The sequence below is a fragment of the Brevundimonas sediminis genome, assembly GCF_048799765.1.
Classification (GTDB): Bacteria; Pseudomonadota; Alphaproteobacteria; order Caulobacterales; family Caulobacteraceae; genus Brevundimonas.
The window spans coordinates 88,826-113,241 of sequence record NZ_JBLYQK010000007.1 but is presented as its reverse complement, the minus strand read 5'-3'; the positions used below and the strand labels follow the sequence as shown (position 1 = coordinate 113,241).

General features: G+C 69.4%; 28 protein-coding genes. 14 read left to right on the top strand and 14 right to left on the bottom strand.

Annotated elements, in window-relative coordinates; genetic code table 11:
- Nucleotides 1–20 precede the first annotated feature (20 nt).
- The gene (locus tag ACLQ7T_RS06510) at nt 21–1,307 is read left to right on the top strand and encodes a serine hydrolase domain-containing protein (RefSeq protein ID WP_420478688.1); all 1,287 of its coding nucleotides are present in this window, start codon (nt 21–23) and stop codon (nt 1,305–1,307) included.
- Here ACLQ7T_RS06510 and ACLQ7T_RS06505 read toward each other — a convergent pair.
- The 7 genes from ACLQ7T_RS06505 to ACLQ7T_RS06475 form a co-directional block, all read right to left on the bottom strand.
- Nucleotides 1,304–1,576 carry a hypothetical protein gene (locus tag ACLQ7T_RS06505; RefSeq protein WP_420478687.1) on the bottom strand — a complete coding sequence of 91 codons (273 nt, stop codon included), beginning with the start codon at nt 1,574–1,576 and terminating at the stop codon, nt 1,304–1,306. The genes ACLQ7T_RS06510 and ACLQ7T_RS06505 overlap by 4 nt on opposite strands.
- Nucleotides 1,566–1,946: a hypothetical protein gene (locus ACLQ7T_RS06500; RefSeq protein WP_420478686.1), complete on the bottom strand. Its 381-nt coding sequence runs from the start codon at nt 1,944–1,946 to the stop codon at nt 1,566–1,568. Before ACLQ7T_RS06500 ends, ACLQ7T_RS06505 begins: the two co-directional genes overlap by 11 nt.
- Before the next feature lie 5 nt (nt 1,947–1,951).
- Nucleotides 1,952–2,899 carry an ACP S-malonyltransferase gene (fabD, locus tag ACLQ7T_RS06495; protein WP_420478685.1) on the bottom strand — a complete coding sequence of 316 codons (948 nt, stop codon included), beginning with the start codon at nt 2,897–2,899 and terminating at the stop codon, nt 1,952–1,954.
- 75 nt (nt 2,900–2,974) lie between these two features.
- Nucleotides 2,975–3,223 carry a hypothetical protein gene (locus ACLQ7T_RS06490; RefSeq protein ID WP_420478684.1) on the bottom strand — a complete coding sequence of 83 codons (249 nt, stop codon included), beginning with the start codon at nt 3,221–3,223 and terminating at the stop codon, nt 2,975–2,977.
- A gap of 143 nt (nt 3,224–3,366) precedes the next feature.
- A complete protein-coding gene (locus tag ACLQ7T_RS06485; protein ID WP_420478683.1) occupies nt 3,367–4,794 on the bottom strand; it encodes a purple acid phosphatase family protein in 1,428 nt (475 codons plus the stop codon).
- Between the two features lie 86 nt (nt 4,795–4,880).
- Nucleotides 4,881–6,287: an FAD-binding oxidoreductase gene (locus ACLQ7T_RS06480; protein ID WP_420478682.1), complete on the bottom strand. Its 1,407-nt coding sequence runs from the start codon at nt 6,285–6,287 to the stop codon at nt 4,881–4,883.
- 36 nt (nt 6,288–6,323) lie between these two features.
- Entirely contained in the window at nt 6,324–7,781 is a 1,458-nt protein-coding gene (locus tag ACLQ7T_RS06475) for a serine hydrolase domain-containing protein (protein ID WP_420478681.1), read from the bottom strand.
- 82 nt (nt 7,782–7,863) lie between these two features.
- Between ACLQ7T_RS06475 and ACLQ7T_RS06470 the strand changes: the two genes are divergently transcribed.
- From ACLQ7T_RS06470 to ACLQ7T_RS06455, 4 genes are all read left to right on the top strand, one after another.
- The gene (locus ACLQ7T_RS06470; RefSeq protein WP_420478680.1) at nt 7,864–8,298 is read left to right on the top strand and encodes an NUDIX hydrolase; all 435 of its coding nucleotides are present in this window, start codon (nt 7,864–7,866) and stop codon (nt 8,296–8,298) included.
- A gap of 67 nt (nt 8,299–8,365) precedes the next feature.
- On the top strand, nt 8,366–9,367 hold the full coding sequence (locus ACLQ7T_RS06465) for an SPFH domain-containing protein (protein WP_420478679.1): 1,002 nt from the start codon (nt 8,366–8,368) through the stop codon (nt 9,365–9,367).
- Between the two features lie 3 nt (nt 9,368–9,370).
- The gene (locus ACLQ7T_RS06460; protein WP_420478678.1) at nt 9,371–9,829 is read left to right on the top strand and encodes an NfeD family protein; all 459 of its coding nucleotides are present in this window, start codon (nt 9,371–9,373) and stop codon (nt 9,827–9,829) included.
- Nucleotides 9,826–10,206 carry a hypothetical protein gene (locus ACLQ7T_RS06455; RefSeq protein ID WP_420478677.1) on the top strand — a complete coding sequence of 127 codons (381 nt, stop codon included), beginning with the start codon at nt 9,826–9,828 and terminating at the stop codon, nt 10,204–10,206. Before ACLQ7T_RS06460 ends, ACLQ7T_RS06455 begins: the two co-directional genes overlap by 4 nt.
- On the opposite strand, the gene rnhA is transcribed toward ACLQ7T_RS06455, so the two are convergent.
- Nucleotides 10,203–10,643, bottom strand: coding sequence for a ribonuclease HI (gene rnhA / locus ACLQ7T_RS06450; protein ID WP_420478676.1), 441 nt, complete (start codon nt 10,641–10,643; stop codon nt 10,203–10,205). The two genes, ACLQ7T_RS06455 and rnhA, sit on opposite strands and share 4 nt — an antisense overlap.
- Before the next feature lie 106 nt (nt 10,644–10,749).
- On the opposite strand from rnhA, the gene ACLQ7T_RS06445 reads away from it, so the two are divergent.
- From ACLQ7T_RS06445 to tatC, 3 genes are read left to right on the top strand one after another with little or no spacing between them, the layout of a single operon-like run.
- Nucleotides 10,750–10,968: a twin-arginine translocase TatA/TatE family subunit gene (locus tag ACLQ7T_RS06445; RefSeq protein WP_420471943.1), complete on the top strand. Its 219-nt coding sequence runs from the start codon at nt 10,750–10,752 to the stop codon at nt 10,966–10,968.
- Between the two features lie 29 nt (nt 10,969–10,997).
- The gene (tatB, locus tag ACLQ7T_RS06440) at nt 10,998–11,558 is read left to right on the top strand and encodes a Sec-independent protein translocase protein TatB (RefSeq protein ID WP_420478675.1); all 561 of its coding nucleotides are present in this window, start codon (nt 10,998–11,000) and stop codon (nt 11,556–11,558) included.
- The gene (gene tatC, locus ACLQ7T_RS06435) at nt 11,555–12,448 is read left to right on the top strand and encodes a twin-arginine translocase subunit TatC (RefSeq protein ID WP_420471945.1); all 894 of its coding nucleotides are present in this window, start codon (nt 11,555–11,557) and stop codon (nt 12,446–12,448) included. The genes tatB and tatC overlap by 4 nt, the downstream gene beginning before the upstream one ends.
- Before the next feature lie 146 nt (nt 12,449–12,594).
- Here the strand turns inward: tatC and glnA are convergent, their stop codons facing one another.
- Both glnA and ACLQ7T_RS06425 read right to left on the bottom strand, forming a co-directional pair.
- Complete coding sequence (gene glnA / locus ACLQ7T_RS06430) at nt 12,595–14,004, bottom strand: type I glutamate--ammonia ligase (RefSeq protein WP_420478674.1); 1,410 nt, start codon at nt 14,002–14,004, stop codon at nt 12,595–12,597.
- Between the two features lie 73 nt (nt 14,005–14,077).
- Complete coding sequence (locus ACLQ7T_RS06425) at nt 14,078–14,416, bottom strand: P-II family nitrogen regulator (RefSeq protein ID WP_420471947.1); 339 nt, start codon at nt 14,414–14,416, stop codon at nt 14,078–14,080.
- Between the two features lie 120 nt (nt 14,417–14,536).
- On the opposite strand from ACLQ7T_RS06425, the gene ACLQ7T_RS06420 reads away from it, so the two are divergent.
- The 4 genes from ACLQ7T_RS06420 (at nt 14,537) to ACLQ7T_RS06405 (ending at nt 18,189) form a co-directional block, all read left to right on the top strand.
- Complete coding sequence (locus tag ACLQ7T_RS06420) at nt 14,537–15,376, top strand: NAD(P)H-hydrate dehydratase (protein ID WP_420478673.1); 840 nt, start codon at nt 14,537–14,539, stop codon at nt 15,374–15,376.
- 67 nt (nt 15,377–15,443) lie between these two features.
- Nucleotides 15,444–16,214, top strand: a complete 771-nt coding sequence (gene yaaA, locus ACLQ7T_RS06415) for a peroxide stress protein YaaA (protein ID WP_420478672.1) — start codon at nt 15,444–15,446, stop codon at nt 16,212–16,214.
- Nucleotides 16,215–16,279: 65 nt separating this feature from the next.
- Nucleotides 16,280–17,125, top strand: coding sequence for a 3-hydroxybutyrate dehydrogenase (locus ACLQ7T_RS06410; protein ID WP_420478671.1), 846 nt, complete (start codon nt 16,280–16,282; stop codon nt 17,123–17,125).
- A gap of 14 nt (nt 17,126–17,139) precedes the next feature.
- Nucleotides 17,140–18,189, top strand: coding sequence for a patatin-like phospholipase family protein (locus ACLQ7T_RS06405; protein WP_420478698.1), 1,050 nt, complete (start codon nt 17,140–17,142; stop codon nt 18,187–18,189).
- On the opposite strand, the gene ACLQ7T_RS06400 is transcribed toward ACLQ7T_RS06405, so the two are convergent.
- Nucleotides 18,186–18,932, bottom strand: a complete 747-nt coding sequence (locus ACLQ7T_RS06400) for a LytTR family DNA-binding domain-containing protein (RefSeq protein WP_420478670.1) — start codon at nt 18,930–18,932, stop codon at nt 18,186–18,188. The two genes, ACLQ7T_RS06405 and ACLQ7T_RS06400, sit on opposite strands and share 4 nt — an antisense overlap.
- 140 nt (nt 18,933–19,072) lie before the next feature.
- Here ACLQ7T_RS06400 and ACLQ7T_RS06395 point away from each other — a divergent pair, with 140 nt between their 5' ends.
- Entirely contained in the window at nt 19,073–20,458 is a 1,386-nt protein-coding gene (locus ACLQ7T_RS06395) for an alpha/beta hydrolase family protein (protein ID WP_420478669.1), read from the top strand.
- A gap of 2 nt (nt 20,459–20,460) precedes the next feature.
- Here ACLQ7T_RS06395 and ACLQ7T_RS06390 read toward each other — a convergent pair whose 3' ends face one another.
- Genes ACLQ7T_RS06390 through ACLQ7T_RS06380 form a run of 3 tightly spaced genes read right to left on the bottom strand, consistent with a single transcriptional unit; the run spans nt 20,461 to nt 22,495 of the window.
- Nucleotides 20,461–21,378, bottom strand: a complete 918-nt coding sequence (locus tag ACLQ7T_RS06390; protein ID WP_420478668.1) for an L-threonylcarbamoyladenylate synthase — start codon at nt 21,376–21,378, stop codon at nt 20,461–20,463.
- Nucleotides 21,375–21,947, bottom strand: a complete 573-nt coding sequence (locus ACLQ7T_RS06385) for a YceI family protein (RefSeq protein ID WP_420478667.1) — start codon at nt 21,945–21,947, stop codon at nt 21,375–21,377. Before ACLQ7T_RS06385 ends, ACLQ7T_RS06390 begins: the two co-directional genes overlap by 4 nt.
- Nucleotides 21,944–22,495, bottom strand: a complete 552-nt coding sequence (locus ACLQ7T_RS06380; protein WP_420478666.1) for a cytochrome b — start codon at nt 22,493–22,495, stop codon at nt 21,944–21,946. Before ACLQ7T_RS06380 ends, ACLQ7T_RS06385 begins: the two co-directional genes overlap by 4 nt.
- A 124-nt stretch (nt 22,496–22,619) precedes the next feature.
- On the opposite strand from ACLQ7T_RS06380, the gene ACLQ7T_RS06375 reads away from it, so the two are divergent.
- Nucleotides 22,620–24,404: an acyl-CoA dehydrogenase gene (locus ACLQ7T_RS06375; RefSeq protein ID WP_420478665.1), complete on the top strand. Its 1,785-nt coding sequence runs from the start codon at nt 22,620–22,622 to the stop codon at nt 24,402–24,404.
- The last annotated feature ends 12 nt before the right edge of the window (nt 24,405–24,416 follow it).

Genomic DNA, 24,416 nt, shown 5'->3' with positions numbered 1-24,416 from the left:
ATCTCCAGAAGGAACGCCCGATGGACGGAAACCGCCTCACCGCCAGCCGCCGCAGCCTGTTGCTGGGGGCGGGCGCCCTCGGACTTTCGGGCGGACTGGGCGGCTGCGCGACCTTCGGCGGGGGCGAATCCGCCCCGACGATTCGCGGACTGGACCGCCTGCCCCGCGCCCAGACGGTGCTGAACCGCTTCGTCATCGAGCGGAAACTGCCCGGCGTTTCGGTCGGGGTTCGCACACCCGACGGCGACGACGTCTTCATCCAGGCGGGCGTTCTGGAGTTCAACAGCTACGACCGCGTCACCCCGGACAGCCTGTTCCGCATCTTCTCCATGACCAAGCCGATCACCGGGACCGCCGCCGCCCTGCTGATCGAGGACGGCAAGCTGACACTCGACACCCCGGTCGCCGACATCATCCCGGAATTCGCCAACCTCAAGGTCGCGACCAACCCGGCCGAAAGCCTCGCCGCCCGCCCGGCGCGCAACCCCATGCTGGTCCGCCATCTGCTGACCCATACGGCGGGCCTGAGCTATTCCATCATGGGCGACGGCCCCATCCCCCGCGCCTATCGCGAGGCCGGGATCACCCCCGCTGAGCCGCGCGGCGACGCCCCGCAGGTGCGCGACCTAGACGAGATGGTCGCCAAACTGGCCGACATCCCCCTGATCGCCGAGCCGGGGACCACCTACAGCTACAGCGTCTCGCTGGATGTTCTGGGCCTCGTCATCCAGCGCGTCTCGGGCGTGCCCTTCCCGGACTTCCTGCAGCGCCGCATCTTCAATCCGGTCGGGATGCGCGACACCGGCTTCCGCCTGCGCGACGGCGACGCCGCCCGGCTGATGCAGGTCTATGCCTATGGTCGCGACCGCGCCGCGCCGCCCACGGTCGTCGCCGGCCTTTCGGCCGAGGCCTATTCGCAGCCGATCACCCTCTACTCCGGCGGCGGCGGGTTGCTGTCGACGACCCGCGACTACCTCGACTTCCTGTCCATGCTGCTGAATGACGGTCGCGCCGGTCGGGTGCGGGTGATGAAGCCCGAGACCGCCCGCCTGATCCGCTCGGACATCCTGCCCGCCGACCTGACCGCCGAGGGCGGCGGCTACGGCGGCTGGGTCGCCCGTCCGGGCCATCCGCGTCAAGGCGAGTTCGGCTGGAGCGGCGCGGCGGGCACGCAAGGCTGGATCGACCCGGAGAAGGGCTTCGCCGCCACCCTGATGATCCAGGCCATGCCCTATCGGGTGGTCGACATCCTGTCCGAGCTGCGCCCGGCGCTGGACGCCGATCTGGGGATCACGCGGGCGGCCTAGGCCTTCCCGAACACGCCCCACATCAGCGTCAGCATCAGCGGCGCCCATGACAGGCCCAGCAGGATCCAAGCCTCGCGCGCGTCCCGGCGCCAGTAGCGGTACGCCCCGCCCGCGACGGCGGCCAGCATGGCCAGAGCCGTGACAGCGCCCATCAGGTCAAAGCCGCCGCGCGCCGACAGGATGAGCGTCACCCCGACATAGACCAGCGGCGGAACGGCCAGCGCCGCCCAGCCCGCGACCGCCAGCCAGAACAGGGCCCTAGCCTTCACGTCGCGCCTTCGGGTCGAACAGGCTGTAGGCGTGCAGGTCCAGCTGGCACCGCGCGCAGCTGTCGCTCGGCCGCCAGACCCGGCGACGCAGGCGCGAGAACAGGTACTGCCCCGGCACGGGCAGCCAGCGTTCCCGGACTTCCAGGAAGACGTTCAGCCCGCAGCGCGGACAGCCCGGGAAGGTCAGGAACAGCCAGCTGTTCAGCACGACCCAGACCGCCAACGCACCCGCCATCGGCCATCCGTGGGGCGCGACCGGCGACAGAAGCGAGGCCAGCCAGAGCAGCAGGAACAGGCTGCCCAACCCGACGATGAAGGACGAGCCCCAGCGCCAGATCAGTCCGACCAGATAGACGCTGGGCCCCCGCACCCTCGTCAGCCGAAGGACTTGGCGAAGGCTTCCAGCTCTTCCGGCGTGTTCAGCGACAGGCTCTCGGCGTCCGGTGCGATGCGCTTGGCCATGCCGGTCAGGACCTTGCCCGAGCCGATCTCGGCGAAGCGGGTCACGCCGCCTTCGCCCGCCATCCACTCCATCGACTCGCGCCAGCGGACGCGACCGGTGACCTGTTCGACCAGCAGGCGGCGGATGACTTCCGGATCGCTCTCCGGGCGGGCCAGCACATTGGCCACCACCGGCACGACCGGGGCGACGATGGTCGCGGTCGCCAGGGCGGCGGCCATCTCGTCGGCGGCGGGCTGCATCAGCGGGCAGTGGAAGGGCGCCGAGACGTTCAGCAGGATGGCGCGGGCGCCCATCTCCTTGGCCGCCTCGATGGCGCGGTCCACGGCGGCCTTCTCGCCCGAGATGACGATGTTGCCGGCGTTGTTGTCATTGGCGACCACGCAGACGCCGACCTCGGCGCCCACCTTGGCGGCGGCTTCGGCAAGGGCCAGATCGGTCTTGGGGCCGATCAGCGAGGCCATGGCGCCCTGCCCCACCGGCACGGCGCGCTGCATGGCCTGACCGCGAAGCTTCAGCAGGCGGGCGGTGTCGGTCAGCGACAGGGCGCCCGCGGCGCACAGGGCCGAATATTCGCCCAGCGAGTGGCCGGCCACAAAGGCGGCGCGGTCCACGCCGACGCCGAACTCGACCTTCAGCACGCGGGCGGCGGCGGCCGAGACGGCCATCAGCGCCGGCTGGGCGTTCTCGGTCAGCGTCAGCTGGTCTTCCGGTCCCTCCCGCATCAGGGTCGACAGCTTCTGGCCCAGCGCCTCGTCCACCTCGTTGAAGACGTCGCGGGCCGAGGCGAAGGCGTCGGCCAGCGCCGCTCCCATGCCGACGGCCTGGCTGCCTTGGCCGGGGAACAGAAGGGCGAGGGTCATGTGAGGGCTCCGAAGCCGTGAATCAGGCCCGCAGCGATAGGCCGGGCGTGACGCAGGGGCAAGCGGAAGCGGGCTTCAGCCCCAGAGGTGGATGGCGTCCGCCTTCGGCTGGGCCTCGACCGGGGCGCTTTCGCCCGCATAGCTGATGCGGCTCTCCCGCCCGCCGCAGACGCAGCGGAAGCGCTGCGACGTCCCCGCCGTCGGCCAGTCGCGGGCCGGGCCGAACAGGGTCCGGGCGTCCATCAGGGCCACATGCACACAGCCCGGCGACAGGCACCGCACCACCATCCGCCCGCGCGACATATCCATTTGAGATTCGGCCATAAGTCCTCCCGCTTCCGGACGCTAGCCGGACCACGCGGTGAGTCTCAAGGTTAAATGTTCCACCTTTGTTCTCATATCCACAGCCATGATCGAACCGGCGTGATGTGAAAGGGGCGGAACCCTGCGGCCCCGCCCCTCCCCGATCAGTCCTTGATCTCGGCCGTGCAGGGCCGGTCGTCGGGGCCGGCGGCGCCGTCGCAGCGGCGGGCGGCCAGAAGGGTCTCTTCCGTCTCGGTCAGCCGGTTCAGCCCGTCGGCGCCGCGCGTCAGAATGAAGGCGTCGTACAGGCGGCCCGTCGCGGTGTAGGCGCGGAACGACAAGCGGTCAGCCTCGACGTCGATCAGTTGATAGAGCTCGGTGTTCTCGGCGGCGCGGACCGGCTGGCTGTCGGCGCGGTCGTTCAGGCCGTACATCTTCGAGCCGGTCACCGAGACCACATAGACCGGGCCCTGCGGACGGCCCGCCTCGGTGTTGGCGCGCGAGGCGGCGGCCCCGGCGGGATCGGACACCCGGCCATAGCAGTGGTCATGGCCCTGCAGCACCAGATCGATCCGGCGGGCGTCGAAGATCGGCTTCCAGGCCGCCTTCAGCTCTTCGGTGTCTTCCGGCCGGGCGCAGGTGTAGAGCGGCTGGTGGAACAGGGCGATGTTCCAGCGCGCGACGCTGGACGCCAGCGTCTGGTCCAGCCAGCGGGTCTGGCTTTCCAGCCCGCCCAGATCCAGCGCCGCCGTGCCGTCCAGCACGATGAACCGGACGCCCTGGTAGTCGACGAAATAGCTGGTCTGCTTGACGCCCGGGGCGCCGTTGGTCGGCAGAGCGAACTGCAGCGGCCAGTGCGGCCCCAGCACCCGGGACTCCGTGCCGTCGGCCAGGATGTGATCGACGTACTCGTGGTTGCCCGAGGCCGGGATCTGCGGGGCCATGGCGAAGGCGCGACCACCCGCCTCGGTCCATTCGCCCCACTCGTCGTCGTGCACCTTGGTCTCGCGCTGGGCGACAAGATCACCGGCGTGGACGACCAGCGCCGCCGGACCGGCCTCGCGCAGGGCCGAGCGGATGACCCGCGAGCCGATCTCCAGAATGTCGTTCTGGGTGTCGCCCAGATAGATGAAGCGGAACGGCTGGAAGCTCTCGGCGGCGGTCCGGAACGGCAGCCATTCGCTCCAGCCGTCGGCGGCGCGCACGCGATAGACATAGCGGGTGGCCGGGGTCAGCCCCTCGAACCGCACCTGATGATAGAGGGCGTCGCCGTTCTCATTGGCGATGGCGGCCGTCGTCCCGCTGACCGTGCGGGCGGTGAAGCCCAGCAGCGGGCCGTCGATCTCGACCGCGATCTGGGCCTCGGCGGTCCTCTGGCGAACGTCCGTGCGCCAGGCCACGGCGGCCCCGCGCGCGGCGTCGGCGCCGGGCGTCAGCACGATCCGATCCGCCCAGCCCTTCGCGGCCCAGCGTCCGTTCGGCGCATGGGCGGGCGGCGGCAGCGGATCGGGGTCCGGCGGCGCCGCGACCTGCGCCATCGACGGCGTGGCGAACAGCAGGGCGCCCGCGAGGGCGGCGACTGACAGCTTCATGAGGGTATCCCCGACTCAAACCTGCACCGGGACTAAGCGTCTATTGCGACGGTTTTGTCCGGGTCCGGAGCCCTGCGACAATCAGCCTAGAACAGCACCGCCGGGTTCATGATCCGCAGCGGATCGATGGCAGAGCGCACCGCCTGCATGGTGGCGACCTCCAGCGGGGACTTGTAGCGCCGCGCTTCCTCGGTCTTCAGCCGCCCCAGCCCATGCTCCGCCGAGATGGAGCCGTTGTAGCGGGCGACCACGTCGTGGACGACCTCGGAACCCTGCATCCAGCGTCCGATGAAGGCGGCGTGGTCCACGCCCGGCGGGCACAGGATGTCATAGTGCATGTTGCCGTCGCCGACGTGGCCGAAGGCGCTGACCCGCGCGCCCGGCTCGAACCGCTCCACCGCCGCCGAGGCCTCGTCCAGGAAGTCGGCGATGCGCGAAACCGGCACGGAGACGTCGTGCTTCCAGCCGCCGCCCTCGGGCTTCTGGGCGGCCGACTGCTCCTCGCGCACCTTCCAGAAGGCGGCGCGCTGGGCGTCGTTCTGGGCGATGGCGGCGTCGATGATCAGCCCGGCCTCGAAGGCGTCGCCCAGCAGCCGTTCCAGCGCCGCGTCCGCCGCCCCCGGCTCGCCCGACACCAGCTCGATCAGCACATACCAGGGCGGCGTGCTCTCCAGCGGCTCGCGCGTGTCCGGGATGTGCTTCAGGGCGAACTCGACCCCGATCCGCTTCATCAGCTCGAAGGCCTCGACGCCCCCGCCCGTCTCTTCCTTGGCCCGGGCGAGCAGTTCGATGGCGGCGTGGGCCGTCTCCAGCCCCACCACCGCCGTCGCCCGCGAGCGCATGATCGGGAACAGCTTCAGCGTCGCCGCCGTCACCACGCCCAGCGTCCCCTCGGCGCCGATCAGCAACTGCTTCAGGTCATAGCCGGTGTTGTCCTTCCGCAGCCGCTTCAGGCCATGGAAGATTTCCCCGTTCGGCATCACCGCCTCGAGGCCCAGCACCAGATCGCGCATCATGCCGTAGCGGACCACCTGGGTGCCGCCCGCATTGGTCGAGATGACGCCGCCGATGGTCGCCGTCCCCTCGGCCGCCAGGCTCAGCGGGAAGCGCCGTCCCGCCGCCTCCGCCGCCTGCTGCGCCTCCAGCAGGGTCACCCCGGCCTCCACCGTCATGGCGTCGTCCAGCGGCGTCACATCGCGCACCGCCCGCAGCTTGCGCGTCGACAGCAGCACTTCGCCAAACGGAATCTGCCCGCCGACCAGACCGGTGTCCCCGCCTTGGGGCACGATAGCCACCCGATGCTGGGCGCAGATGGTGACCAGTCTGGCCACCTCCTCGGTCGAGCGCGGCGTCAGCATCAGGGGCGTGTTCCCCTTCCACCGGTTCCGCCACTCCGTCAGCCAGGGCGCGATATCGGACGGATCATCGGTCCACCCGCCATGTCCGGCGGCGGCCTTGAGGGCGGCGAGAGCTTCAGGCGACGGGGAGGTCATGGCCTGTTGTGGCAAGGGTTGCAGGAGAGCGCCAGATCAATCCGCCAACGTTTCAAGCGCCGCCCGGGCGCTCTGGCTCGACGGATCGAGGCGCAGGGCATTCCCGTAGCTGCGCCGCGCCTCATCCCGACGGCCCACGCTGAGGTAGGCCTCGCCCAGGCTGTCGTGGACATTGGCGGATTGCGGATGGGCGGCGACGTTCCACTCGAACACCCGGACGGCCGGGTCCTTCAGTCCCTTGCGGAGCAGGCTGTAGCCGAGGCTGTTCAGCGCGCCTTCACTGACGTCATAGGCGTCGCGTCCCTCGGTCGGCGCCGCGCGGTAGGCCGCCTCCATCGCCTCGACGCCATCGCGCACCGCGATTGGCGTGAGCAGATCGCTCAACGACCGCCTGGGTGTGCGGGCCGACGCGCCATGCAGGACGGCGAACAGATCGCGCCCCATCTCGACCGTGGTCAGGCCCTGCCAGAAGTTGTTGAGGATCACGACGACGGAGCCGTCGTCCGCCCGGACGAACAGGCTCTGATAGCCGGGCACGCTGCCGGTGTGGGTCTGGACCGTCATCCGCTCGCCCTCGCCGGTCGACCAGCGTTCCACGCCCCAGCCGAGACCGTATTGATCCCCGTCGTCGGCGAACATGCGGGCCTTCAGCGCTTCCGGCAGCAGGCGGTCGCCGGACAGGGCGCGGCTGAAGGCCAGCAGGTCCCCGGCGATCGAATAGACGCCCGCCGCCGAATAGCTGACCGTCGGATCGATGAACATCGGCCGGTCCATGGTCCCGAGGTCGGACCGCGCATAGCCGCTCACCAGATGCGGCACGACGGTCCGGACATCGTAGACCCCGCTGTGCGTCATGCCCGCCGGTTCGAACACATGGATCCTCATGGCCTCGGCGTACGACGTCCCGGTCACCCGCTCCACGATCAGGCCCAGCAGGAAGAAGCCGTTGTTGTTGTAGCGGAACCGACCCGGCGGGTTGGACAGCTCCGGCGAAATCCAGGCTCGGGCGAAGGCCTCGGGCGTGAAGGTCTGCCGCGCCGCCGTGGCCCAGAAGGGATCGTTGTAGTTGCCGGGCACGTCCTTCAGCCCGGACGTATGCGCCAGCAGCTGCTCGACCGTGATCCCGCTGACGACCGTGCCCGCATAGAGCTCCGGCAGATAGTCGCCCAGCGTGCCGTCGAGGCGAAGTTTGCCCTCCTCGACCAGTGACAGGACCAGCACGGCAGTCAGCGGCTTCGTCAGCGACCCGACGCGGAAGACATCATCCGGCTGCAGTTGGGCCCCGAGCTCGATCGACGACACGCCCCGGGCCTGATGCGTGACCACGCCGTCGGCATTGGCCACCAGCACCACGCCGTTGAAGCCCCGGTTGCGGACATAGCCGTCGATGGTCTCGGCGATCCGGGGATCATCGCGCTGGACAGCGGCCACGGCGGCGGTCGTCGGGACGAGCGCCAGGGCGAAGGCGAGCAGGGCTTTGAGAACTGTTTGCATGTCACCATGCTCAATCGAAGGCCGAGCTCGCGGCAAGTTAAGCTTTCGACACATCTGCAGCCTGAATCGGTACTGAGACCGGATGCCTTCTCCCCTCCCCGTCCCCGCCGTCGGCGTCGTCTGCCTCCGCGAGGACACCGTCCTTCTGATCCGTCGCGGCAAGCCGCCGCGCATGGGCGAATGGAGCCTGCCCGGCGGGCGGATCGAGCCGGGCGAGCGCGCCCTCGACGCGGCGCTGCGCGAACTGAAGGAAGAGACCGGGGTCGTCGCCCGCATCACCAGCCTGCTGGATGTCGTGGACGGCATCTTCCCCGAGGCGGACCGCCACTACGTCCTGATCGACTACGCCGCCGAGTGGCTGTCCGGCGAGCCCGTCGCGGGCGACGACGCGCTCGAGGCGCGGTTCGTGCCGCTGGATCAGGTCGAGGCCCTGATCGACTGGTCCGAGACGCGGCGGATCATCGCAGTGGCCGCCGCCCGACGCGACTCCCGCGCGAACATTACAGCGAGTTCATGATCTCCTGTCCGGTTTCGCTGGCGGGGCCGCCCCCGGGTGATAACCTCAGCGGGATTGGGAGGCTTTGATGGACTTTTCTATTCTCTTCTTCGTGGCGCTGGTCGTTCTGGCCTTCGTCCTGCTGTTCAGCGTGGTGAAGATCGTGCCGCAAGGGCGCGAATTCACTGTGGAACGTTTCGGCAAATACACCCGCACCCTGTCCCCGGGCATCAGCATCCTGACGCCGTTCGTCGAGCGCATCGGCCGCCGCATGAACATGATGGAGCAGGTGCTGGACGTCCCGACGCAGGAGGTCATCACCAAGGACAACGCCATGGTGAAGGTCGACGGCATCGTCTTCATCCAGGTGATGGACGCCGCCCGCGCCGCCTATCGTGTGGACAACCTGCCCTACGCCATCGCCCAGCTCTGCATGACCAATCTGCGGACCGTCGTCGGCTCGATGGAGCTGGACGAGGTGCTGTCGCAGCGCGACTCGATCAACACCCGCCTGCTGCAGGTGATCGACTCGGCCACCGAGCCGTGGGGCGTGAAGGCCAACCGGATCGAGATCAAGGATCTGTCGCCCCCGGCCGACATCACCAACGCCATGGCCCGCCAGATGAAGGCCGAGCGCGAGCGCCGCGCCGTCATCACCGAGGCGGACGGCGAGAAGCAGGCCGCCATCGCCCGCGCCGAGGGCGCCAAGCAGTCGGCCATTCTGGAAGCCGAAGGTCGCCGCGAGGCCGCCTTCCGCGACGCCGAGGCCCGCGAACGTGAGGCCGAGGCCGAAGCCCGCGCCACCGCCATGGTGTCGGAAGCCATCGCCCGGGGCGACGTGAACGCCATCAACTACTTCGTCGCCCAGAAATATGTGGAGGCCTTTGCCGAACTGGCCCGCAGCCCGCAGCAGAAGACGGTCATCGTCCCGTCCGAGATGGGCGCCCTGGTCGGCACCATCGCGGGCATCGGCCAGCTGGTCGGCTTGGCGCAGGAGCAGCAAGGTTCGGGATCACGCCCGACGCCGCCTGCCCCGCCCAAGCCGCCGGCGCCGCCCCGTCCGCCCCGCACCTCCGTTCCGAGGACCTGATCCATGGACGCCCTGATCGACTTCCACAGCAACCAGCCCTTCTGGATCTGGCTGGCGCTGGGCGTGATCCTGCTGGCGGTCGAGGCGGCCTTCTCGACCGAGTGGCTGCTGTGGCCCGCCGTGGCGGCCGGGGTGGTGGCGGTCCTGACCGCCATCGGCCTGCCGCTGGGCTTCTGGGGCGAGGTCGCCTTGTTCGCCGCCCTGACGGTCGCCGCGACCCTGCTGTCGCGCCGCCTGATCCAGAGGGTGAACCCGTCCGACGTTCCGGACATCAACGCCCGGGACAGCCGCCTGATCGGGCAGCGGGCCCAGGTGGTCCAGGCCTTCGTCGACGGCCGCGGCCGCGTCTTCGTCTCGGGCGCCGAATGGTCGGCCGAGATCGAGGGCGCCGCGCCTCCGGCCGGTGAAAGCGTCATCGTCGAGAGCATCGACGGACCGCTGCTGAAGGTGCGGGCGGCTTGATAGGAGCCCTCACGGCGACGATCCTGTCCGCCTGCGTGCCCTTGGCCCAGGCGGACAATTTCGGCCTGATCGGCTTCAACGAGGCGCTGCGGTCCACGGACGAGCGCCTGATGACCGTCGACTGCAGCCAGCACGGCGAGTGCAGCGGCTCGGACCGCGCCGGCGTCACCTACTATTTCTGGGACGGAGACCGGGTTCTGACCAAGGAATCGGCTGACGCTGGCCCCTCGGCCGCCTTCCGCGACAGCCTGAGCTCCCAAAATCCGGCCCGAATGGATGAACTGAGCGCGCCGGTGTGCGTGGACGACGGCGGGATCTGGCTGGAACTCGCGCCAAAGGACAACGGATTGTCCTACGCCCTGAAGGCCCAGCCCTAGCGCCGCTGCTCCTCGATCCACTTGTTCGACAGGCGGTCGGCGCGCTCGTTCAGCTCATGCCCCGCATGTCCCTTCACCCAGTGCCACTTCACCTCGTGGCGTGAGCGGGCCGCATCAAGCCGCTTCCACAGGTCTTCATTCTTGACCGGCTTCTTGTCGGCCGTCTTCCAACCCCGCGCCTTCCAGCCGCGGATCCACTGGGTGATGCCGTCCATGACGTATTTGCTGTCCGTGTGCAGATCGACGCGGCACGGCCGGTTCAGGGCCTCCAGCGCCATGATGGCGGCCATCAGCTCCATGCGGTTGTTGGTGGTCAGCGGCTCGCCGCCCCACAATTCCTTCTCCCGGCCCGCGTCCGCCTGAAGGATCGCTCCCCAGCCCCCGGGGCCCGGATTGCCCTTGCAGGCGCCGTCGGTGTGGATGATGACGTGACTCATCCGCGCGCTGTAACAGGTTCCCTTGGCGTCGCGCCACCGAACCGCCTATATGCGGCGTGAAGATATGCACCGGGCCGCGGATCGGCCCGAATGAGGAGAGTTTCCCGTGGGCTCCATGAGCATCTGGCATTGGGTCATCGTCGGCCTTGTGGTCCTTCTGCTGTTCGGCGGTCGCGGCAAGCTGTCCGGCCTGATGGGCGACGCCGCCAAGGGCGTGAAGGCCTTCCGCGACGGCCTGAAGGACACCGATGAGAACAAGCCTTCGGATGACCGCGCCGGCGCCCTTCCGCGCACCGACGCGGAAAAGGAAGACCTGAAGTCGTAAGCGCGCCTGCGCGCCGGAGAAGCTGACGGATGGGTGGCCTGGGCCCCGGTATCGGGGGTGCGGAATATATCGTGATCGCCATCGTGGCCCTGCTTGTCGTGGGGCCTGAACGGCTGCCTGCCATGTTGAGGAAGCTGGGCCAGTGGGTCGCCAGGGCCCGGAACATGGCCAATGAGTTCCGGCACAGCTTCGACGAAATGGCTCGCCAGTCCGAGCTGGACGATCTGCGCAAGGAGGTTGAGGCCCTGCGCAACGGTCAGAATAACATGATGCCCCTGGGCAAGGAGGCCGAGGCGACGTTCCGGAGCATCAGCGACGACCTGAACCGTCCGCTGGACGCGCCGTCGACGCCGCCGCCGGCCCTCACCGGACCGGAGGAATGGCCTGACGCTGCCCCGGTGATGCAGCCGCTGGAGCCTGCGCCCGCCCCGCAACCGGCGCGCAAGGCGCCCCGCAAGCCGAAATCGAAAGCCGCCGGGGCCGAGGCGCCCGCCGCGCCGAAGACCGTCCGCAAGACGGCCGCCAAACCGGCTGCGACGCGCACGGCGGCGAAGCCCAAAACCCCCCGCAAGAAGGCCGCCGACCAGTGAGCGCCACCGAACGGGATGAAACCGAGATCGAGGCGTCGCGCGCGCCGCTGATGGATCACCTGATCGAGCTGCGCGGCCGGCTGCTGGTCTGCGTGGTCGCCTTCATCCTCGCCTTCATCGGCTGCTTCTACTTCGCCGCCGACATCCAGATCTGGCTGATCAAACCCTTCCAGGCCGCCTATGCGATGCACTCGATCGCCCAGGCCGCGGGCGGGCACGGCGCCAATCCGCTGGAGCTGATCGCCGTCACCTCCGGCCTGCACCCCCTGCCCGTCAACGCCGAGACCACGGTCGCCCTGCAGGCCACAGGACCGCTGGAACAGCTTTTCACCAAGATGAAGGTGGCCGGCTTCGGCGCCGTCGTCGTGGCCTTCCCCGTCCTGGCCTGGCAGCTGTACAAATTCGTCGCCCCGGGCCTGTACCGCAACGAGAAGGGCGCCTTCCTGCCCTTCCTGTTCGTCGCCCCGGTCCTGTTCATTGTCGGCGCGGCTCTGGTCTATTTCGTCATGCTGCCGTTCGTCATGTGGTTCTCGCTCAGCCAGCAGATCGCGGCCGACGGCATCACGGTCGAGCTGAACACCAAGATTTCCGAATACCTCAGTCTGGTAACCTCGCTGATGCTCGCCTTCGGCCTGTGCTTCCAGCTGCCGGTGGTCACCACCCTGCTGGGGATGGCCGGGATCATCTCGTCGAAGATGATGTCCGAGTTCCGCCGCTACGCCATCGTCGCCGTCGTGGTCGTCGCCGCCGTCGTCACCCCGCCGGACCCCATCAGCCAGCTGATGCTCGCCGTGCCGCTGGTGCTGCTCTACGAGATCTCCATCTGGTGCGTCCGCATCATCGAACTGCGCCGCAGGAAGGCCGACGAGGCCGAGGGCCTGACCGCCTGAGGCGACGGAACGCCCGCGCGTTTGCGTACCCCACACACGCCCCGCCGCTCGACCGCGTGAGGTCCGGGACCTGACGTCGCCCCAAACGAAAAGGGCGCCGGACGGTCTCCCGTCCGGCGCCCTCCTCGATCAGCCCCCGCTGTCGATCAGCAGCTGTAGTACATGTCGAATTCGACCGGGTGCGGGTGCAGTTGCAGCCGCGCGACTTCTTCCTGCTTCAGCTCGATGTAGCTGTCGATGAAGTCGTCATCCATGACGCCGCCCTTCTTCAGGAAGGCGCGGTCGGCGTCCAGGCTGTCCAGGGCTTCCTTCAGCGAGCCGCAGACTTCCGGGATGTTGCCGCGCTCTTCCGGCGGCAGGTCGTACAGGTTCTTGTCGGCGGCCGCGCCCGGATCGATCCGGTTCTCGATGCCGTCGAGGCCGGCCATCAGCAGGGCGACGAAGGTCAGGTAGGGGTTGCCCATCGGATCCGGGAAGCGGGCCTCGATGCGCTTGGCCTTCGGCGAGTTGACCCACGGAATACGGATCGAGGCCGAGCGGTTGCGCGACGAATAGGCCAGCTTGACCGGCGCCTCATAGCCCGGGACCAGACGCTTGTACGAGTTGGTCGTCGAGTTCGAGAAGGCGTTGATGGCCTTGGCGTGCTTGATGATGCCGCCGATGTACCACAGGCACATGTCCGACAGGCCGGCGTACTTGTCGCCGGCGAACAGCGGCTGGCCGTCCTTCCAGATCGACTGGTGCACGTGCATGCCCGAGCCGTTGTCGGCGAACATCGGCTTGGCCATGAAGGTCGCCGACTTGCCGTACGAGGCGGCCACGTTGTGGATCACGTATTTGTACAGCTGCAGGCGGTCGGCCATGGTCAGCAGGTCCGAGAATTTCAGGCCCAGCTCGTGCTGCGCCGGCGCCACCTCGTGGTGGTGCTTCTCGGGGTCGAGGCCCAGGTCCTTCATGACCGACAGCATTTCGCCGCGCAGGTCCTGGCCCGAGTCGACCGGGTTCACCGGGAAGTAGCCGCCCTTCGGCCCCGGGCGGTGACCCATGTTGCCTTCCGAGTACTCGGCGCCGGTGTTGGCCGGCAGCTCGGTCGAGTCATAGGTGTAGCCGGTGTCGTGCGGCTGGGTGGACCAGCGCACGTCGTCGAAGATGAAGAACTCGGCTTCCGGACCGAAGAAGACCGCGTCGCCCACGCCGGAGCTCTGCACATAGGCCAGGGCCTTCTTGGCCATCGAGCGGCTGTCGCGGTTGTAGGCCTCGCCGGTGTCCGGGTTCAGCACGTCGCAGAACAGGAACAGGGTCGTCTGCTGGTAGAAGGGATCGATGTAGGCGGTCTTCAGGTCCGGCTTCAGCAGCATGTCGGACTCGTTGATGGCCTTCCAGCCCGCGATCGACGAGCCGTCGAACATCGTGCCTTCCTCGAGGAACTCCTCGTCGACCAGGTCGATATCGAAGGTGACGTGCTGCAGCTTGCCGCGCGTGTCGGTGAAGCGGAGATCGACGTAGCGGACGTCTTTCTCCTTGATGTCCTTAAGGATCTTGCCGGCGTCGCTCATTCTTCGAGAGTCCTGTTTCTTATGGGAGGATCGTCACGGTCGGACCGGAAGGACCAACCGGTAGTCTGGGTGATCAGACCGCTTGCGCGCCCGTCTCACCGGTTCGGATGCGAATGACGTCCACGACGTCAGACACGAAAATCTTGCCGTCGCCGATCTTTCCGGTCCGGGCGGCGGTCTGGATGGCCTCGATCACCGAGGGGGCCAGGTCGTCCGGCACCACCACCTCGATCTTGATCTTGGGCAGGAAGTCGATGACGTATTCGGCGCCGCGATACAGCTCCGAATGGCCCTTCTGACGGCCGTAACCCTTGGCCTCGAGCACGGTCATGCCCTGGACGCCCGCGTCCTGCAGGGCCTCTTTCACTTCATCCAGCTTGAATGGCTTGATGACGGCTTCAATCTTTTTCATCGGCGTTCCCGGGCGGGCTCTTGAATGCCTCGCGCTCGGGCACCAAAGGGACATTGCATTGCACAATAAGGCAAGCCCTTTTCCACCGATGACGCCATCCGTGAACGGAGGAGAGGCGAAGTGAGCGTGACAGACCTTCCCGACTGGCGAAACGCCCTGCCCTGGCCCGGCCCGGACGCGCACAAGCATGCGCGCGGTCGGCTGGGCGTGGTGTCCGGCCGCGCCACCCGGACCGGGGCCGCGCGATTGGCCGCGCGCGCCGGCCTGCGCATCGGGGCGGGGGTCGTGCGCATCCTCTGTCCGCCGGACGCCGCGCCGGTGATCGCCCCGGCGATCGAGGCGGTGATGCTGACCCCCTTCGCTTCCGACGAGGCCCTCGCGGCCGCGGCGCGCGAGATGGACGCCGTCGTCATCGGGCCGGCCGCCGGCGTCAACGACGTCACCGCCGCCAATGTGCGCGCCCTGGCCGAAACCGGCGCCGCCCTCATCGTCGACGCGGACGCGCTGACCGTATTCCGGGACGCGCCGGACGACCTGTTCGGCCTGCTGGACCGGGACGATGTCCTGACTCCCCATGAGGGCGAGTTCAGACGTCTGTTCCCCGACCTGCTCGACACCGGCCGCGAGCCGGCCGCCCGTGAGGCCGCGCGCCGCGCCGGCGGGGTGGTGGTGCTGAAGGGGCGGGCTACGGTGATCGCCGCGCCGGACGGACGTCTGGCCGTCAACGACAACGGCACGCCCTGGCTGGCCACAGCCGGGACGGGCGACGTGCTGGCGGGCATGATCGGCGGACTGTTGGCCCAGCGGATGGACAGTTTCGACGCCGCCCGCGCCGCCGTCTGGATGCACGCCGAAGCCGCCCGTCTGTTCGGCCCGGGCCTGATCGCCGAGGACCTGCCCGAGCGCCTGCCCGCCGTGCTGTCGGCCATCCTCGCCGGATTGCATGCCAACCGCGCCTGAGCGTCCGTCGCCGACCGCGACCCGACGCCCGGTTCAAATCGTCACCGAACAGGCCTAACAGGGCGCCATGTTGATCGTCCTGTCTCCGGCCAAGCGGCTGGACTTCACCGAAGCCGACCCGGCCACCCCCGCCTCGGAGCGCCGCTTCCTCGAGGACACGGCCTCCCTGTCCAGGACCGCGCGCGCCCGCACCGTGGCCGAATTGCGCAGCCTGATGAGCCTGTCGGACGATCTGGCCCGGCTGAACCGTGAGCGTTTCCAGGCCTTCCAGCCCGACTCGACAGACGGGGTTCAGGCCGCCTTCGCCTTCGCGGGCGATGTCTATGAGGGTCTGCGGGCGCGCACGCTGGACGTCGCCGGTCTGGACTACGCCCAGTCGCACCTGCGCATCCTGTCGGGCCTGTACGGCGTGCTGCGGCCGCTGGACCGGATCCAGCCCTATCGCCTCGAGATGGGCACGCGGCTGAAGACCCGTCGCGGGTCCAGCCTGTACGACTTCTGGGGCGATCGCCTGTCGAAATGCCTGAACGCCGACACCGAGGGGCAGGAGGACCCGACCCTCGTGAACCTGGCCAGCCAAGAATATTTCGGCGCGGTCGACGCCCGCGCGCTCAAACTGCCGGTCGTCACGCCTCATTTCTATGAGGAGAAGGACGGCGTGCGCCGGATCATCTCCTTCTTCGCCAAGCGCGCCCGCGGGACCATGGCGCGCTACGCCGTCGACAGGCGCATCGACCGGGCGGAAGACCTCAAGGCCTTCGACCGCGACGGCTATCGCTTCGACGTCGAGGCCTCCACCGACACGGACTGGATATTCACCAGATCGGGAAATTCTTGAGCCCGACCGGATTCATGGCGTAAGACCACAGGCAGAGTCGAAAAGACCTCCAACGGGGAAACAGCATGTTCAAGTGGCCCAAGCGCGGTGACGCCTCCAGCGAGAGCGAGCCGTTCCGCGACATCGGCGACCTGAAAGGCCAGGTGGCGGTCATCTCCGGCTCGACCTCGGGCATCGGCCTCGCCCTCGCCCGCGCCGTGGCCAGCCGCGGCGGCGACGTGGTCATCAACGGACTGGGCGATCCCGCCGAGATCGAGCGCACCCGCGCCGAGATGGAGGCCAGCTGCGGCGTGCGCGTCCGCTATCACGCCGCCAACATGACCCGGGGCGAGGAAGTCGCCGACATGGTGGCCTATGCGAAGCACGAGTTGGGCCGCGTCGATATCCTGGTCAACAACGCCGGCATCCAGCACGTCGAGGCCGTCGAGAAATTCCCCGCCGACAAGTGGGAACAGATCATCGCCATCAACCTGTCGTCGACCTTCTATGCGACGCGGGCGGCGATCCCGATCATGAAGGCCCAGGGCCGCGGCCGCATCGTCAACATCGCCTCGGCCCACGGCCTGGTCGCCAGCCCGTTCAAGTCGGCCTATGTCGCGGCCAAGCACGGCGTCATCGGCTTCACCAAGACCGTCGCCCTGGAGCTGGCCCAGGACAACATCACCTGCAACGCCATCTGCCCCGGCTTCGTCCACACCCCCATCGTGGACAAGCAGATCGACGATCAGGCCCGCACCCGCGGCATGTCCAGGGAGCAGGTGCTGAAGGACGTCATCCTCGGCTCCCAGCCGACCAAGCAGTTCGTCACCACCGACCAGCTGGCGGGCATGTTCCTCTATCTGGTCAGCGACCTCGGCGCCTCGGCCAACGGGGCCAGCTTCTCCATCGACGGCGGCTGGACCGCCCAGTAGGCTCGAAAAGGAGGCTGGCTCTGACCAAACCCAAGGCCGCCTCCCCTCGCCCGACCATCAGCCTCGCCCTGCAGGGCGGCGGCGCCCACGGCGCCTTCCAGTGGGGCGTGCTCGACCGCCTGCTCGAGGACGGCCGTCTCGACGTCCGCGCCGTCACCGCCGCCTCCGCCGGGGCCATGAACGGCGCCGCCCTCATCTCGGGCCTCGAGGCCGGCGGCCCTGACGCCGCCCGGACCCGGCTCGACAAGCTCTGGCGCGAGGTGAACCAGTCCGGCGGCCGCAACGTCTTCGGCGACAGCGCCATCTGGAGCCAGGCCCTGACGCCCGGCTGGCTCAAGGACACAGGCCTGTGGCGCACGGGCGAGAACCTCGCCCTGTCGATGAGCCCGTACCAGTTCAATCCCTTCAACCTGAACCCGCTCAAGCGCGTCCTCGACAACGCTGTCGATTTCGACGCCGTCCGCGCCTCGGCCATCCAGTTCTTCGTCTCGGCCACGGCGGTCAAACAGGGCCGCGCCCACGTCTTCCGCACGCCGGAGATCACCCCCGACGTCCTGCTGGCCTCGTCCTGCCTGCCCCACCTGTTCCAGGCGGTCGAGATCGGGGGCGAGCCCTACTGGGACGGCGGCTATCTGGCCAATCCGGCGCTCTGGCCCCTGATCCACCCGGACACGCCGGACGATATCCTGATCCTGCCCCTCAACCCCTTCGTCCGCGAGGAGACGCCCCATGCGGCGGGCGAGATCATGGATCGCCTGAACGAGATCGTCTTCAACGCCCCGCTCGTCTCCGAACTGCGCGCCTTCGCCCTGCTCCAGTCCCTGATCACCGACGGCCAGTTGAAGGCCGGCAGCCGCCACCGCGTCCAGGCCATCCGTATGCACGCCATCGAAAGGGACCGCTGGCTGGGGCCGCTGTCGCTGGGCTCGAAATTCGACACGGAGTGGACCTTCCTCAACCGGCTCAAGGGCTATGGCCGGGAGGCGGCGGAAGACTGGCTGGCGCAATGCTTCGACGCGGTCGGGGAGCGGTCCAGCGTCGATGTGAAGGCGCGGTTCCTCTAACCCCACCCCGCCTCTTTCAGCATCGCGCGATGGGTCCGGCTCACCGGCGCGACCAGCCCGCCGACCAGCCGCAGCTCCCCGGCCCCGCGCCGCCAGCGCGCGCCTTCGACCGCATCCGCCGCCACCCACCATGAGCGATGCACCCGCCAGCCATGGGCCAGCGTCAGCTCCTCCAGCGCGTCGGCGAAGCGCAGGGTGATCAGTTCCTCGCCCGCGTCGGTATGGACCTTCAGATAGTGGTCGTGCGCCTCCACGGCGATCAGCCGCGCCCCGCGCCGCTTGGCCGACAGCCGCCGCCGGAACGCCGCCTCGGCCTCGGGCAGAGGAGCTTCGATCACCGTCCGTGTCTCGACCCGGACCGGCGCCCGCCGCCAGACCAGCGCCCGCACCGCCATAACCGCCAGCAGGATCGGCCAGACCTGCCACAACAGGTCGAGATAGATGGGACCGCTGATCCGGCCGCCCGCGAGCAGCCGCCCGCTGATCATAACCAGCAGGGCCGTCGGCGGCGTCATCAGCCCTGAGGCCGCGACCAGCCGCCGCCAGGTCACCGGCAGCCTCGTCCGCAGCGCCTCGTCCGCGCCGAAGGCCATCAGCCCCCCGCCGACCATGACCACCATCCAGTGGGCATAGCGTCCCGCGACCGGCGCCTGGTCCGAGGCGAAGGGGGCCAGGAACCCCATCATCAGGCCGATGAAGACCAGCAGGCCGAGGTCGAGCGACCACCGCCGCGCCGCCGACATTCCGCCTGTCCTGACCGCCTGATCGCCCATGTCGCCCCGTTCGCGCAGCCCCGGCGCCGTTCGCGAAATCAGGCCTAGCGAGCCGCCGCGCCCCGGGCAATCCGGTTCGCCGAACCCCCCACTGCCTGATCGGAACCGCCGTGCCCCTCGACCTCCCCCCGCCGCTGAACAGCGCTGTCCTGCTCGCCGTCCTGGCCGCAGCCCTTTCCCTCCTCGCCACCCCCGCGCGGGCCCAGCTGCCGGGCGCCGACGTCGGTGAGCGTCCCGACCCTGCCATGGTCTGCCATGTCGGCGTCTACCGGCTGGATGACGGCGGCTGGATCGACGTCGCCCCCCTGCCCGAGCGTGGCCTGCGCTGGCGCCGTCTCGACGGCTCCACCGGCCGCATGACCGTGGACGCCGACGGTCACTGGATCAGCACCCTCGGCTCCACCCGCCGCATCGAGGGTCCACAGCCCCAGCTCGGCGCCTGCGATCAGGGCCGCATCACCTTTGACGGCCATCCCGGCGCCCGCATCGCCCTCGACGTGCGGGAGACGACCTTCACCAGCCCGGACGGAACCCGCCTCAACGGCCGCCTGATCCTGCCGCCCGGCGATGGACCGGTCCCCATCATGGTCGAGGTCCACGGCTCCGAAGGCGCCAACGCCCTCGACTTCAACGCCTTCCAGCGTTTCGCCCCGGCCTCCGGCGTCGGCGTCTTCGTCTACGCCAAGCGTGGCTCGGGCGGGTCAGAGGGGTCCTACACCCAGGATTTCCACCTGCTTGCCGAGGACGCCGCCGCCGCCGTGATCGAGGCCCGCCGCCTCGCCGGCGACCGCGCCGGACGCATCGGCCTGCACGGCGGCAGCCAGGGCGGCTGGGTCGCCCCGCTGGCGGCCAGCCTCACCCCCGTCGACTTCGTCACCGTCGGCTTCGGTCTCGCCTACGGCCCGCTGTCCGAGGACGCCGACCAGGTCCAGCTCGACCTCAAGGGCAAGGGCTGGGGTCCCGAGGTGCTGGCGCAGGCCCGCGCCATCACCGACGTCACCGGCGCTTTCATCGCCTCCCACGGCGCCGTCGGCTTCGCCGATCTGGAGGCCGTCCGGGCCCGCTACCGCGCCGAGCCGTGGGTCGCCGACATCAAGGGCGAGTTCACCGGCTTCCTGCTGAACACTCCCAACGACGCCATCATCGCCATGGCGCCCCGGCTGGATATCGGCACGCCCTGGAGCTACGACCCGCTCCCGGTCCTGACCGCGCTCGACACGCCCATGCTCTGGATCCAGGCCGCCGAAGACCTCGGCGCCCCGCCAGAAGCCACCCGCGCCCGCCTGATCGCCCTGTCCGCACAGGGCCGCCCGATCACCCTGCTGGAATTCCCCGACACCGACCACGGCATCATCCGGTACGAGACCGCGCCGGACGGGACCCGGACCATGCTGGGCTACGCGCCGGGCTACTATCAGGCGGTGCTGGACTGGGCGCTGGCGGGCCGTCTCAGCGGGACCTACGGGGCTGGGCAGGTGCTGGCGAGAGCGCCTTAGCCCTAACCGATATGCCCCGCCGCCCGCTTCAGGCGGTCGTTGATCGCTTCTCCGAGGCCGTCGGCGGGGATCGGCGACACCGCGATCCCGCCCGGCTTCTCGCGGTCCGCCTCCCGGAAGCGGCGAAACAGGTTCGCCGCCGCCTCGCGCAGGTCGCCCGTCGGGCTCAGGCTCCAGCGCGGATCGCCCACCCCCGGCCCGAAACCCAGCAGCAGCTCACCCTTGTGCAGGGTCGTCACATTGATCCGCACCGGCGCGTCCGGCGCATAGTGCAGCGTCAGGCGGCCGGGCGAGCGGTGCCCCTCCCCGCCCGTGTCGAGCGGGCCGACCACGGTCTCCAGCTCCTCGCGCGTCACCGAGCCGGGGCGCAGCAGGCTGACCTTGCCGCCCAGCACCGAGACCACCGTGCTTTCGACCCCCACGGCGCAGGGGCCGCCGTCCACGCCCTCGGCGGCGGCGAAGCCGGTTTCGTCCATCGCGTCCTGGAAGGTGGTCGGGCTGGGCCGCCCCGAGCGGTTGGCCGACGGCGCCACCACCGCCCCGCCGAAAAGGCCCAGCACCGCGCGCGCCCTGGCATGGCCCGGCACGCGCACCGCCACGCTGTCCAGCCCGGCGCGGGCCAGGTCACAGACCGCCTCGCGGTCCCGCACCGGCGCGACGATGGTCAGAGGCCCGGGCCAGAAGGCCTCGGCCAGCTTGCGGGCGTTGGCGTCGAACAGGGCGATCCGCTCGGCGCCCGCCGCATCGGCGACGTGTGAAATCAAGGGGTTGAAGCGCGGTCTTCCCTTGGCCTCAAAGATCGCCGCCACGGCCGCCGCGTTCGAGGCGTCGGCGCCCAGCCCGTAGACCGTCTCGGTCGGCAGCAGGATCAGCTTGCCGTCCGCCAGCGCCCGGGCGGCGGCCTCTTCCGCGCCACTCATGCCCGCCGCGCCTGAAGCGCGACCCGCACCGTCACCTGTCGATCGATCAAACCGTTCCAAACGCCGGAAGTCCCTATGCCGAAGTCCGCCCGGTCGAAGGCGAAGCCGCCGGTCATCTGCGCCCTCGCCCCCTCGGTGCGCAAGTCCATGGGGAAGCTGACCGGCCGGGTCACCCCCCGGGCGGTCAGATCGGCCCGCGCCGTATAGCGCCCACCGCCCTCGGGCTGCAGGGCGCGCAGCTGGAACCGGATCACCGGATAGCGCGCCGCATCCAGAAATCCGGGGCCCAGCGCCCGTTCGGTGGCCGGGCCGGGCTGCATCCGCAGCGACCGGACCTGCACGGTCACCGTCGCCCTTGAGCGTTCAGGCGCGTCCGGGTCGACCAGGATGTCCCCGGTCCAGTCCTCGAACCGCCCCGTATGGACCCCGGCGAAGCTGCGGACCGACAGGTCGATGGTCGAGCCCGCGCGATCAATGCTCCACGCCTCCGGCGGCGGGGCCAGCGCAGCCAGGACGCCCCACAGCGCGACCCCGGCGAGCGGACGCCCGACGCGGCCCAACCCGGTCACGGGCGGCGTGGAATCAGCGGGATCATCCGGTGCAGGACATTGTCCCGGTCGATGAACTGGTGCTTCAGCGCGCCCAGGACGTGCAGGGCCAGCAGCACATAGACCGCCTTCACCGCGATGCCGTGCAGGTCCATCAGCGCCCCGGCCGTCTCGCGACCGCCGCCGATCGGCAGCAGCGGCCAGTTGAACAGGCCGAACCAGACGATATCGCGCCCCATCGCCGAGCTGGCCGCCCAGCCCGTCAGCGGCAGGACAATCAGGGCCACGTAGAACAGCACATGGGCGCCGCGCGCCAGAATCCGCTCCCAGCCCTTCATCCGCTCGGGCAGCGGCAGGGCGGGATGGGCGATCCGCCAGCCGATCCGCACCAGCGTCAGCAGCAGGATGGTCAGGCCCAGAGATTTGTGGATCTGCACGAACTCGCGCGACAGCGGCCCTTCGGTCGCCTCGTGCGCAGTGATCAACAGGATCTGGGCCAGGATCATGGCCGCGATCAGCCAGTGCAGGACCAGCGAGAGTGCGGAGTATCGGTGACGTGGTTCAGCCATGACTTCCCTTCCGTGACGGCGCCCCGTCACTGTGCGTCGATCCGACCCGCTTCGCCACCCCTTGCACAAGGGAGGGGGAAAGGGTCATCACCACCATGCCGTTCTCGACAGTCCCGGACCTCCGATGACCTACCGCGCCCCGATCCGCGATATCGCCTTCGCCCTGCAAGCCGTCGCCGGCATTGACCAGGTCGCCGCCACCGGCGCCTTCCCCGATTACGACGCCGACCTGATGGGTGCGGTGCTCGAGGCCGCAGGCCAGTTCTCCGAGGAAGTCCTCGCCCCCCTGAACCGCGTGGGCGACCAGAAGGGCTCGGTCTGCAAGGACGGCAACGTCACGCCCGCCCCCGGCTTCTCGGACGCCTACCGCCAGTTCGCCGCCGGCGGCTGGACCGGCCTGACCGCCCAGACCCACTCCGGCGGCCAGCAACTGCCCAAGGCGCTGGAGCTGGCGGCTTATGAGACCGTCCACTCGGCCAACATGGCCTTCGGCCTGTGCCCCATGCTGTCCCTCGCCGCCATCGAGGCGCTGGAGGCCGTCGGCACGGACAGCCAGAAGGAAACCTACCTGACCCGTCTGGTGTCCGGCGAGTGGACCGGAGCCATGGTCCTGACCGAGCCGGGCGCGGGCTCGGACCTCGGCGCCCTGACCGCCACGGTGATCCCGAACGGCGACGGAACCTACAAACTGTCGGGCCAGAAGATCTTCATCACCTGGGGCGATCACGACGCGACGGACAACATCGTCCACCTGGTCCTCGCCCGCCTGCCCGACTCCCCCCCGGGGCCCAAGGGCATCAGCCTGTTCCTGGCCTCGAAATACCACGTCAACGCCGACGGCTCGCTGGGCGAACGCAACAGCTTCCATCCCGTCAGCGTCGAGCACAAGCTGGGCATCCACGGCTCGCCCACCTGCGTCATGGCCTATGAGGACGCCACCGCCGAACTGGTCGGCCAGCCCAACCAGGGCCTCGCCCATATGTTCGTCATGATGAACGCCGCCCGTCTCGCCGTCGGCGTCGAGGGCGTCGGCATCGCCGAGCGCGCCTACCAGCACGCCCTGCAGTACGCGCAGGAGCGCAAGCAGGGCCGCAGCGTCTGGACCGGCGTCGCCAACAGCCCGATCGTCGATCACCCGGACGTGCGCCGCACCCTCAGCGTGATGAAGGCGAAGATCGCCGCCGCCCGCGCCATCTGCCTGTCGACCGGGGTCGCCGCCGACCTCGCCCGCCACGCCGCCACCGAAGAGGACCGCCGCAAGTGGAAGGGCCGCGAGGACCTGTTCACGCCCATCGCCAAGGCCTGGTCCACCGACGTCGGCTGCGAGGTCGCCTCCCAGGGCGTGCAGGTCCACGGCGGCATGGGCTTCATCGAGGAGACCGGCGCGGCCCAGTACTATCGCGACGCCCGCATCGCCCCGATCTACGAAGGCACCAACGGCATCCAGGCCATGGACCTGGTCGGCCGCAAGCTGTCGCAGGACGGCGGTGACGCCGCCAAGGCCCTGATCGCCGACTTCAAGGAAACCCTGATCCAGCTGCCCCGCCTGTACAGCGGCAAGCCGGTCGAGCGCTTCGCCAATGCGGTCGAGGCGGTCCAGGACGCCACCCTGTGGCTGCTCGACGCCAAGCAGGAGCCGGCGCGCGCCGCCGACGTGCTGGCCGCCGCCGACGCCTATCTGAAGCTGCTGGGCGACGTCACCGGCGGCTGGATGCTGGCCAGGGGCGCGCTCTGGGCTCGCGCCGAGCTCGACGCCGGCCGGGGCGATCCGGTCTGGCTCGAGGGCAAGATCGCGCTCTACGAGGTCTACGCCGCCAACGTCCTCGGCCATGTCTCCAGCCGCCTCGCGGCCGTCGGCCAGGGCGGCGCCCTGCTGGAACGGATGAGCGTGGACGTGCTGGTGGGCTGAGTTCCCGACCAC